The sequence below is a fragment of the Paeniglutamicibacter selenitireducens genome (assembly GCF_051550675.1).
Classification (GTDB): domain Bacteria; phylum Actinomycetota; class Actinomycetes; order Actinomycetales; family Micrococcaceae; genus Paeniglutamicibacter.
Genome location: NZ_JBPULF010000001.1, coordinates 408,114 through 420,136 on the forward strand (window position 1 = coordinate 408,114; position 12,023 = coordinate 420,136).

Consider the following 12,023-nt stretch of genomic DNA (forward strand, 5'->3'; position numbering starts at 1 on the left):
CCGGTTTCCGGAGCTGCTACTTGTACCGGGTGACCGTTCGCGTCTTGGAGTTCCAGACGAGGCGACCACCGCGGAAAATGGATTCCCTGCCGACGGAAACGGCATGCTCATCGGTGGTCGGGTAGCCAAGTGAACCCCTCTCCCAGCCCAAGGCAGCCCACTTCTTGCGGATGGTGCCCTGGACCGAGTGGGCTTTCGTCGTCGAGGACCAGTAAATTGAGGCCCCTCCCGAACCAGCGAAGTGGTTGTAGCGACCCTTCCCATCCCGGGTCTTCGATTCATCGGTGGTCGGATAGCCAAGCGGACCCTTCTCCCACCCCGAAGCGGCCCACTTTTTCCGGATGGCACCCTTGACCACGTGGGCCTTCGTCGTCGGCGACCAATAGATCGAAGAGGCTCCCGCGCCGAGGAAATGGGCGTATGCGCCCACTCCGTCGGGTGCTTTCTTTTCATCGGTGGTCGGGAATCCGAGGCTGCCGGCCGCCCCGCCCCATGCCTTGTATCGCGTGGCGATCGCACCTGTTACATAGTGGGCGCCGGTTGCCGCCGACCAGCAGATGATCCCACGGACGTAGTCCTGGCATTTTCCCGCCCCCGCCTTGTACTCCAGGGACACCGAGCGGCCAAGCACCTTCACGGGTGTCTTGTGCGCCTTCACAGCAATCGGGTCGTCTGTGCCCTTGCCGGTGAGCATCACCTTCTGCGCGCCCTGGCCGTCGTTTGCCGTGATCAGGTAGAAGGTGTCCGCGTTTCCGGCCTGCCCGAAGGCAGTCGGGGTGAACGTCACGCTCTGGAACGCGGAGCCTCCTGGCGGGATCGGCTGGCCCTCGGAGATCGGCGTGCTCGTTGAGAACACTCCCTGCGGGGCTTTCGCCTTGGTAAGGGTCATCGCGATGTTGCCGGTGTTCTCTATCTTGAAATCCCTGGTTACCGATATCCCCACCGGGACGTCGCCGAAATCGAGCGACGCCGGCATTGCCAGGTGCGCCGAACCGGAGATGGAGGTAGCGGTCACGGGCACGCTCACGGAACCGCGGTCGCTGGCAACGACCAGCCAGTCATTCATCGATTTCACGGTGGCGGGACTGAATGTCAGTGATACCGGAATCGAGGCGAGGGGTTGGATCTTCTGCCCCACGACCGGCTCGGTACCCTCGTCCACGGTGAGTTCGGCGTTCGTCGGCAGTGTCACATTGGTGATCGTCACGGCCGTTGTACCGGTATTGATGATGCTTACGGTCTGCCGGCTTTGGCTGTTCGTCGGAATGTCGATGAACCGCAAAGTGTCCGGTGTCGCGCCCAGTCCGTCCTTGGTGCCAATGCCGCGGACGCCGAGCAGGACGCGTTCACCGTCGGACGTCGTCACCGTCAGGGTACCGTCGGCCTGTCCGGCCACCGTGGGAGAGAACGTCACAGGTACAGCAAGGCTTGCCCCCTTGGCCAACGACGTGGGCAGCTTGATCGAGGGACCCAGCGTGAACGGAGCACCCGCGGTGATGGAGCTGATCGTTATCTGCCGGGAGGCGGTGACCGTCACGACGCCGCTCTTGGTGGCGCCAACCTCAGCCTGTCCCAAATCGGTATTGGCCGCCCCCACGGCCGCGGTTGTCGGGGCTCCGAAGCCGATCACATGTCCGTCCCGGGTCCCGACGTAGACGCGGCCGTTGTTGGTTGCCACGGAGGAGAATTTTGCGCCTGTCCCCAGCGGGGCACTGAACACCTGTTTGAGGTTCCCGGCACTGTCCGGAAGTGCGCGGTAGGCCCGCAGTTCGGCCTTGGCACCTGTCGGCCCCGAAACGTAGACCACCCAGACCAGGGCGGATGACCCATCCTTGCCCGTGGACGTCACCGTCGGCGCACCGGACGTGTACCCGAACGTGCCGGTGGATGTTCCGACGGAGGCAAGCTTGACGCCGCCGGCGCTGTTCGGGGCTATCTTCAGCGCACGCAGGAAGCCCCTGTTCTCGACGGTATAGAGGTAGCCGCCATTGCCGGTTCCCAGGAATGCCGGTCGCCCCCATACACCGTTGTATGGGCCCGCCGCGTCAAGAATGGCGTCGGTTCCTCCGGGGCCCTGACCCATGCCGCCCATGTTGTCCCGGTCCAGGAGGTAAACGTGCCCGTCTTTTCCGACCTGGACCAGCAAATGCGGGTGCAGCGTGGAGCCGTAGCCGTCCGGAATGGCGACCGGGGCTCCGGAACCAAGGTCGGCATCGTCTTGGTCCAACTTGGCGTTGGATGCGGGGCTAAAGAAGTCGGTGGCCTTGAGGTTGCCGTCGGTCCCGACCTTGAGCCGGATCACGGACTCCGCCAACGTGGCGGGCGGTGTTTTGCCCGGGCTGCGTTTCGGGGAAATTCCGTTCCCTGTCGTGACGATGATCTGGCCCGGTCCGTCGGATACCAATCCACCGCCGGACTGCCAGATCCCGCCCTCGGCGTTGCTGTTGCCCGATTGGGTGGCCCACATCGTTGTTTGCTTGCCCGCAGTCGAGACTCCGATGACGTAACCGACGAAGGGGACGTAGTCGCAGTGGCTGGCGAACCCCGCGTAGACGACTCCGCCCAAAAGCAGCAGTCCGGGCCGCTGCATCGCCGTCATGGCGTTAAAGGGACGGCTGCGGTCGTTTGTCGGAGCCCCTTGGATCATCACGGGGAAACCCGGCCGCTCCGCACCCGTGGCCACATCCAGGGAATGCATGTACCAGTGCGGAAGCTGCGGACTCGCGCCGTCGTTCGTTTTTGCCAACATAAAGACCGACTTGGTCCCGGGGTCGTAGACGGGAGTGGAGGTGATTCCGATATTAGGCGTGAGATCCCCGCAGCTCACTGTTGAGGCCGGCCAGGCCGGCCCAAGCTTGCGCGACCATTTCACCCCGCCCTTGGCACTGTCCAACCCGTAGACGGCGTTGTTTTCGGTCGCTGCAACAACGGTGGACCCGACAACCAGCGGCTGGGCGTACACCTGGCCGTCCACAGGCGTGGAGAACAATTTGCCGAAGTTCGAGGACGCGACGGCCGATGGTGAGAGCCCGGGTTCGTTGCTGTCCCATCCTGTCCGCATCGTGTTGTGGGCGATCGTCCCCACATCCGCAACGGCGGTGACTCCGGCGGACAGTCCGGTAATGACCAGCACTGCCGAAAGCAAAACCGCTCCAACGCGGCGTGGATAAGGTTTTGATTGAGCGCGCATGATCGTCCCCCAAGTTCTCAGCCTTACTGACCAGCTTCGTGCGTGGAGCCTATGCGGCGAGTAGGGACTAAACAAGAGACTTCACGGAAAGATCTGGGCCGGGCAGGCGTGATTTCTGCATCCGAGGCCAGCCCTTCAAGCCCGGTCGGCCATTCCGGGGATCGGGACGGCGCAGCAACGCCGCCCGGGACCCCATGGGGGCGACCGGGGTCACCTACGCCACCCACCACGGTGCCGGGTTATCCGTCCCGGTGCATCAATCGACAGGCCACACTTTCATATTTCGGTTGACCTGTGGGTACTCGATGGTTGCGCGCCCGAGTGGGGACAATCGACCTACGGACCCCAGCGCTGGACCGGTTGGGCAGCAAGTCCCCGAGAACGCACCTTGTCCCGGACATGCCCTGACGACGGTGACATGGCTGGATGCTACAGAACCGCTCCACCAATCCCCGGACGCAAACCAAGCGCTCGGCGTGGACCCGGGATGTGATGTTGTTTTCCATGCACGGATTCAAATTCCGCACCGACACGACCGACCGCGTCAGGGCGCAGATTCCGGTCGCGGGCTCTCTCCAACGGCAGCCACCGAACCCTCAGGGCCGGGGGCCTTCCGCAGACACTCCCATGTCAGGCGTCCGGCGTCCCACGCTTTTGAAGTCTTCCGGTACATGGTTGATGCCACCGACGACGGCGAGAGTCTTCTGCCACGGCGGCCACAACGGAAAAGCCGGGTCCGGATGGCACTCCCCCGAGGGGACGTTCCATCCGGACCCGGCTTCGGCCGCGTTCAGGCTACCTAGATGGCAGGGGCGCTTTGGCCCGACACGTTTTCGGTGTCCCAGGGGCCGACCTCTTCGCGGGCCGGCATCGGCTTGCCGTCAACCAGCTGGCCCGCGTCCGCGAGGTCGCCGACCTTGTGGATGCGCAGCGAGTTGGTCGAACCGGCCTGGCCCGGAGGGGAACCGGCGGCGATGCAAACGATGTCGTTGATCTCCGCAAGGCCTTCCTGCAGCAGCGCACGGTCGACCTGGGCGGTCATCTTGTCGGTGTGGTCGGCGTACTCGACCACGCGCGGCTGGATGCCCCACATCAGCGTCATGATGTTGTAGGTCTGCGGCAGCGGCGTGAACGCCAGCACCGGCTTCTTCGGGCGCAGGCGCGAGAGGCGTCGGGCCGAGTCGCCGGACTGGGTGAAGGCCACGATGAACTTGGCATCGAGCTGGTCGGCGATTTCCACCGCGGCGCGGGTGATGGCGCCGCCGCGCGTCTTGGGCTTGGAGCCCAGACGCGGGATGCGGTCAAGTCCGTGCTGTTCGGTGGAGGAGATGATCCGGGCCATGGTCTCGACCGTCTCGATCGGGTACTCGCCCACCGAGGTTTCGCCCGAGAGCATGACGGCGTCGGCACCGTCGAGCACGGCGTTGGCGCAGTCCGAGGCCTCGGCGCGGGTCGGGGTCGGCGATTCGATCATCGACTCCAGCACCTGGGTCGCGACGATGACCGGCTTGGCCCAGCGACGCGCGAGTTCGATGGCGCGCTTCTGGACCAGCGGAACCTCTTCGAGCGGAAGCTCGACGCCGAGGTCGCCGCGGGCCACCATGATGGCGTCGAACGCGTTGATGATTTCCTCCAACGCGTCGACGGCCTGCGGCTTCTCGATCTTGGCGATGACCGGAAGGCGGCGGCCTTCCTCGTCCATGATCTCGTGCACCCGTGAGATGTCTGCCGCGTTGCGCACGAAGGAAAGTGCAACCATGTCCACGCCGGCACGGATGGCCCAGCGCAGGTCCTCCTCGTCCTTCTCGCTCAAGGCGGGGACGTTGACGGCAACGCCGGGAAGGTTGATGCCCTTGTTGTTGGACACCTCGCCGCCCACGACCACCTCGGTGACGACCTTTTCGTCGTCGACCGCGGTGGCGCGCAGGGACACCTTGCCGTCGTTGATCAGCAGGATGTCGCCCACGTTGACGTCCTGCGGAAGGCCCTTGAACGTGGTGGAGCAGAAGGTTTCATCACCCAGCACATCGGCGATGACGATGGTGAAAGTGGCGCCCACCTTCAGGATGTGCTTGGCGTCGTCGATGAAACGACCCAGCCGGATCTTGGGTCCCTGAAGGTCGGCGAAGATGCCAACCGGCCGGCCCAGTTCCAATGCCGCTGCGCGGACGTTTCCGAGGTTCTCGGCGTGCATCGAGTGGTCGCCGTGGCTCATGTTCAAGCGGGCTACGTCGACACCCGCCTTGAGCACTGCCAGCGTCTTGTCGTAGGTACCGATCGCAGGGCCCCAGGTGGCCACAATTTTTGCGCGTCTCATACGGTCAGCCTAACTGCCTTTCCATTTCTCAGGTCGGAAAATCACCGCATTAGTGGTGCATCCGTCTCACATCATGCTGATGGCCTGGTCCGTCGGTGCAACGGGGGCCGGAAGGCGGGTTTCGCCCATCAGGTATTTGTCCACCGCCGCGGCACAGGATCGTCCCTCGGCGATGGCCCACACAATCAGGGATTGTCCGCGTCCGGCGTCGCCGGCCACGAACACCCCTGGGGTGTTGGTCATGTAGTAACCATCGCGGGCGACGCTGCCCCGGTCATCAAACTCGGTGTTGGCCTGTTCCGTGAGGCCGGCTTCCTCGGGTCCGGTGAACCCGAGGGCCAGGAAGACGAGATCCGCGGGGAGGACCCGCTCGGTGCCTGGTTTCGGAAGGCGCTGACCGCCAATAAATTCGGTCTCTGCTACCGTAACACCCATCACGCTTCCGCGCTCGCCCGTGAAGTTGACCGTTGCCGCCAGGTAGGTCCGTTCCCCGCCCTCTTCGTGGGCTGATTGGACCTCGAAAAGCCGCGGGACCATCGGCCACGGCTGGTTGGCCGGGCGCTCCATCGGGGGCTGGGCCCCGATGGCCAGGGTCGTGACGCTTGCCGCACCCTGCCGCAGCGCGGTGCCCAGGCAGTCGGCCCCGGTGTCGCCGCCGCCGAGGATCACCACGTGCTTCCCTGCGGCGTCGATGCGCAGTTCATCGCGTTCCCCGGCCACCACCTGGTTGGATTCCACGAGGTATTCCATGGCGAAATGCACGCCGTCGAGCTCGCGCCCGGGGATCGGCATGTCGCGCGGAACCGTGGCTCCTGTGGCGAGGATCACCGCGTCATACCGGCGATGCAGGGCATCCCAGGTGATGTCCGTACCCACGGCAACCCCGGTGCGGAAGCGGGTTCCCTCGGCCTCCATCTGAGCCAGCCGGCGATCCAGCACGTCCTTTTCCATCTTGAAGTCCGGGATGCCGTAGCGCAGCAGGCCGCCGACCTTTTCGTCCCGCTCGTACACCGCCACGGTGTGCCCGGCGCGGGTCAGCTGCTGGGCCGCGGCCAGGCCCGCTGGGCCCGAACCCACGACGGCGATGCGCTTGTCCGTGTGCCGCATGGCGAGCACCGGTTCCAGGTCCCCGGCCGCCAACAGGGTGTCGGCGATCTCGACCTCGATTTGCTTGATTGTTACGGCAGGCTGGTTGATTCCCAGCACGCAGGAGGACTCGCACGGGGCCGGGCAAAGCCGCCCGGTGAACTCCGGGAAGTTGTTCGTCGCGTGCAGGCGGTCCGCCGCCTCGGCCATGCGGCCCTGGTGGACCAGCGCATTCCACTCCGGAATCAGGTTGCCCAGCGGGCAGCCGCTGTGGCAGAACGCAATGCCACAATCCATGCAGCGGCCGGCCTGCGACTTCAGGGTTCCGTCGGCCTGGCGCTCGGTGACTTCGCGGAAGTCCATCAGGCGGATCGGGACGGGGCGCTTGGGCTGGGTTACGCGTTCACGGACTTCCAAGAATCCACGTGGATTAGCCACGGGTCACCTCCAGAATCCGGTTCCAGGTGGTTGCTGAATCCGGGTCGAAACCTTCATGGGCGGCAGCGTTGCGTGCCTGGGATACCGCGGCGAAGTCCCGCGGCAGGACCTTGGTGAAGCGTGCGGCGGCCACCGGCCAGTCGGCCAGCAGGCTCGCCGCGAGCTCCGAACCGGTGTGCAGCCGGTGCTGTGAGAGCAGGTCCTTGATCAGCTCGCAGTCGGCCTCGCCCGGACCCTCAAGGATCAGGTCGTCGTTGGCTACGGCCAGCGGGTTCAGCTTGCGGGTGTCGAGGTCCAGCACGTAGGCCACGCCCCCGGACATGCCGGCCGCGAAGTTGCGCCCTGTGGATCCGAGGACCAGGGCCGTGCCGCCGGTCATGTACTCGCAGCCGTGGTCGCCGATCCCCTCGACCACCGCGGTGGCCCCGGAGTTGCGCACGGCGAAGCGTTCCCCGACCATGCCGCTGATGAACAGCTCGCCGCTGGTTGCGCCGTAGCCGATCACGTTGCCGGCGATGACCTGGGTTGCCGGGTCGAAGCCGCTGCCGGCGTCGGGCCGCAGGATGATGCGCCCGCCGGAGAGGCCCTTGCCGACGTAGTCGTTGGAGTCGCCGACCAGGCGCAGCACGATGCCGGCCGGGAGGAAGGCCCCGAGCGACTGCCCCGCGTGCCCGCGCAGCGTGACGTCGATCGTCCCCGGCGCCAGTTCCTCCACGCCGAAGGTGCGGGTGACGTGGTGCCCCAGCATGGTGCCCACGGCCCGGTCGGTGTTGCGCACCTCCAGGTCGATCGACACGTTTTCCCGGTGGGCCAGGGCCGGGGCGGCCGCGGTGATCAGCAGGTTGTCGAAGTGCTCGTTCAGGTGGTGGTCCTGGACCGTGGTCCGCCGGCGCGGGGCGCCGGGCTTTGAGCCCACTGTCTCGAAGATCCGGCCCAGCTGCAGTCCCTCGGTCTTCCAGTGGCCGACCGCGGCGCGGGTGTCGAGCCGCTCGGCCTGGCCGATGGCTTCCTCCAGGCTGCGGTAGCCGAGCTGCGCAAGCAGTTCGCGCACCTCCTGGGCCAGGAACTCGAAGAAGTTCACCACGTGGTCGGCCTGGCCCGTGAAGCGCTTGCGCAACTCCGGGTTCTGCGTCGCCACTCCCACCGGGCAGGTGTCAAGGTGGCAGACGCGCATCATGATGCAGCCCGTGACGACCAGCGGCGCGGTGGCGAAGCCGAACTCCTCGGCGCCCAGCAGCGCGGCGATCACGACGTCGCGGCCGGTCTTGAGCTGGCCGTCGACCTGCACCGTGACGCGTTCGCGCAGTCCGTTGAGCATGAGCGTCTGCTGGGTCTCGGCCAGGCCGAGTTCCCAGGGCACTCCCGCATGTTTGAGCGAGTTCAGCGGCGAGGCGCCGGTGCCGCCGTCGTGGCCGGAGACAAGCACCACGTCGGCCTTGGCCTTGGTGACACCCGCTGCGACGGTGCCGATGCCCACCTCGGAAACCAGCTTCACGTGGATGCGGGCGGCGGGGTTGGAGCACTTGGCATCGTGGATCAGCTGGGCCAGGTCCTCGATCGAGTAGATGTCGTGGTGCGGCGGGGGCGAAATGAGCCCGACGCCCGGGGTGGAGTGCCGGGTGCGCGCGATCCACGGGTAGACCTTCTGCGCGGCGAGCTGGCCGCCCTCCCCCGGCTTGGCACCCTGCGCCATCTTGATCTGCAGGTCGTCCGCGTTGGAGAGGTACAGGCTGGTGACGCCGAAACGGCCGGAAGCGATCTGCTTGACGGCGGAGCGGCGCGCCGGATCGAGCAGGCGTTCGACATCCTCGCCACCCTCGCCGGTGTTGGACTTGCCGCCCAGCCGGTTCATGGCTATCGCGAGGGTCTCGTGCGCCTCTGCGGAGATCGAGCCGTAGCTCATGGCGCCGGTGGCGAACCGCTTGACGATTTCGCTGACCGGCTCGACCTCGTCGATGTCGATGGCCGTGGCGGGGTCGGTCTTGAAGTCCAGCAGGCCGCGCAGCGTCATCAGGCCCTTGGCCTGGTCGTCGACGCCGCGGGTGTAGGCCTTGAAGATGTCGTAGCGGCGTTCGCGGGTCGCGTGCTGCAGGCGGAACACCGTTTCGGGGTTGAACAGGTGCGGCGGGCCCTCGCGGCGCCACTGGTACTCTCCGCCGGTTTCCAGGGTGCGGTGCGGTTCCGGTGCCAGGTCCGCCGGGTAGGCGTAGGCGTGGCGCATCGCGGTTTCGGTGGCGAGCACGTCCAGCCCGACGCCGTCGAGCTGCGACTGGGTGCCGGTGAAGAACTGGTCGACCACGCGCTGGGACAGGCCCAGGGCCTCGAAGGTCTGCGCGCCGCAGTAGGAGGCGACGGTGGAGATGCCCATCTTGGACATGATCTTCAGCACGCCCTTGCCCAGCGCCTTGATCAGGTTGGCCTGTGCCTTGGCGGGTGTGACGGAGCCGAGCTCGCCGTTGCGGGCCATTTCCTCGACGCTTTCCAGCGCCAGGTAGGGGTTGATGGCGGAGGCGCCGTAGCCGATGAGGACCGCCACGTGGTGGACCTCGCGCACGTCGCCGGCCTCGATGACCAGCGAGGTCTTGGTGCGGTTGGCGCTCTTGAGCAGGTGGTGGTGCACCGCGGAGGTGAGCAGCAGCGACGGGATCGGCGCCCACTGGGCATTGGAGTCGCGGTCCGAGAGCACGATGAACTTGATGCCCCGGTTGATCGCCGCCGAGACCTTCTCGCAGATCTCCTGGATGCGCGCGCGCAGTTCGGATTCCCCGCCCTCGGGGCGGTAGAGGCCGCGGACCTTGAGGGAGACCTTCAGGCCCTCCTCGTCTCGGATGTTCGCGATCTTGGCCAGGTCGTCGTTGGTGATCACCGGGTAGGCCAGGGACACCTGCTGGGCGCTGACCTGGCCCAGGGCCAGCAGGTTGCCGGTCGGGCCCAGGCTGGTGCCCATGGAGGTGACGAGTTCCTCGCGGATGGAATCCAGCGGCGGGTTCGTCACCTGGGCGAAGGACTGCGTGAAGTAGTCGAAGAGCAGGCGCGAGCGTGCCGAGAGCACGGCGACGGGGGTGTCGGTGCCCATGGCACCGAGCGGCTCGGCACCGGTGGAGGCCATCGGGGCCAGCAGGATGCGCAGCTCTTCCGTGGTGTAGCCAAAGGTGCGCTGGCGCAGCTGCACCGAGGCGGAGTTGTGGCTGACGTGCTCGAGGTCGGGCAGGTCGGAGAGGCGGATCTTGTTCTCCGCGACCCACTTCGTCCACGGCTTGGCCGCGGCGATCTGCGCCTTGATCTCGTCGTCCTCGATGATGCGGCCTTCGACGGTGTCAACGAGGAACATCTTGCCCGGGGCCACACGGCCCTTGGCGACGATCCGTTCCGGGGCCAGGTCGATGACGCCGACCTCGCTGGCCAGCACCACCAGGCCGTCGTCGGTCACCCAGAAGCGTGCCGGGCGCAGGCCGTTGCGGTCCAGGACCGCGCCCACCTGCTTGCCGTCGGTGAAGGACACCGCGGCGGGTCCGTCCCACGGTTCCATGAGCATCGAGTGGTACTCGTAGAAGGCGCGGCGGTCCGCGTCCATGGTGGCGTGGTTTTCCCAGGCCTCGGGGATCATCATCATGATCGCCTGGGTAATGGGGCGCCCGGAAAGCATCAGCAGTTCCGCGACCTCGTCGAAGGAGGCCGAGTCGGAGGCGCCGGGGCTGCAGATCGGGAAGAGTTCCTCGGGGACCTCGCCCAGCAGTGCCGAGGCCAACTGGGATTGGCGGGCACGCATCCAGTTCCGGTTGCCCTTGACCGTGTTGATTTCACCGTTGTGGGCGATGGTGCGGAAAGGCTGGGCCAGCGGCCAGGACGGGAAGGTGTTGGTGGAGAAACGCGAGTGCACGATGCCGAAGGTGCTCGCGAAGCGCTCGTCGGTCAGGTCCGGGTAGAACGCGGAAAGCTGCGCGGTGGAGAGCATGCCCTTGTAGACCATGCTGGCGCTGGAGAGCGAGGGGAAGTAGACGCCGAACTTGTTCTGGGCGCGCTTGCGTACGCGGAAGACGCGGGCATCGAGCTCGGCGACGTCCTCGCCGGGGATGCCGAGGAAGATCTGGGCGAAGTGCGGCATGCAGCCGCGGGCAGTGGGTCCGATGTGTTCGGCGTTGACGGGGAGTTCACGCCAGCCAAGCACGGTGAGGCCTTCGTCGAAGGCCAGTTCCTCGAGGGCTGCGATTGCCTGGGTCCGCTCTGCCGGTTCCTGGGGCAGGAATGCCGTGCCGGCGGCGTAGTGGCCGGGGGCCGGAAGGGTGAATCCCGTGACGGCGCGGAAGAAGGCGTCGGGGATCTGGGTGAGGATGCCGGCACCGTCTCCGGTGCCGTCGTCGGCGCCCACGGCGCCGCGGTGTTCGAGCCGGCGCAGGGCTTCGAGTGCCTGGTTCACGATCGAGTGGGAGGGCACCTTGGTGAGGGTGGCGATGACCGCCAGGCCGCACGCGTCCTTTTCGTTTTCGGGGTTGTAGAGGCCTTGTGCTTCGGGGGCGTCTGCGAACCGTGTGAAGGGCGAAGATGCTTCCCCGCCACAACCCGGTGAAGCGTTCAGCTGGACTCCGGTCATGCTCATGAGCATACCTTTCTCGGTGTTTTTCTTGGATACAAGGACGCCATTGTCCGAGAGGTTTCTGGGTCGCCAATGACCGGTGGCTGAGATGGTGTTTCCCACCGGCAAGAGTGCGGGTTTTCCCCCGGCCTGCGGGCCGGGCCACGTCTTTGTGGTTGGTGCAAGGCGGCGGGATGTCCGCCGGGGCCTTGCTGCGTCGCGGGGTCCGTGTTCGATTTCGTGCATCGAAGCCTACGCCCGGCGAGTGAAAAAAGCGTAGCACCGCCATGTTTCGGTTTTAGGCGCGGTTATGTTTCCAACAGTTTTCCGGCGTCTATCTAACTTGACCCTGACTAGTACATTTACGGATGGGCCAATTGTTAACCGGAAATAACAAGGCCCCTCGTCATGTACCGCGG

The 12,023-nt window shown here is 66.0% G+C and carries 4 protein-coding genes; all 4 read right to left on the reverse strand.

The window, feature by feature from the left end; genetic code table 11:
- Positions 1-16: 16 nt before the first annotated feature.
- Complete coding sequence (locus ACSYDW_RS01880; protein ID WP_438337002.1) at positions 17-3,145, reverse strand: Ig-like domain-containing protein; 3,129 nt, start codon at positions 3,143-3,145, stop codon at positions 17-19.
- Positions 3,146-3,989: 844 nt separating this feature from the next.
- Entirely contained in the window at positions 3,990-5,507 is a 1,518-nt protein-coding gene (gene pyk, locus ACSYDW_RS01885; protein ID WP_438337003.1) for a pyruvate kinase, read from the reverse strand.
- A gap of 66 nt (positions 5,508-5,573) precedes the next feature.
- A complete protein-coding gene (locus ACSYDW_RS01890) occupies positions 5,574-7,031 on the reverse strand; it encodes a glutamate synthase subunit beta (RefSeq protein WP_438337004.1) in 1,458 nt (485 codons plus the stop codon).
- Positions 7,024-11,628 carry a glutamate synthase large subunit gene (gene gltB / locus ACSYDW_RS01895; RefSeq protein ID WP_438337005.1) on the reverse strand — a complete coding sequence of 1,535 codons (4,605 nt, stop codon included), beginning with the start codon at positions 11,626-11,628 and terminating at the stop codon, positions 7,024-7,026. Before gltB ends, ACSYDW_RS01890 begins: the two co-directional genes overlap by 8 nt.
- Positions 11,629-12,023: the final 395 nt, after the last annotated feature.

Coding starts and splice junctions, on each gene's coding strand:
- gltB (WP_438337005.1), bottom strand. CDS start 11,628: ATGAGCATGACCGGAGTCCAGCTGAACGCTTCACCGGGTTGTGGCGGG.
- pyk (WP_438337003.1), bottom strand. CDS start 5,507: ATGAGACGCGCAAAAATTGTGGCCACCTGGGGCCCTGCGATCGGTACC.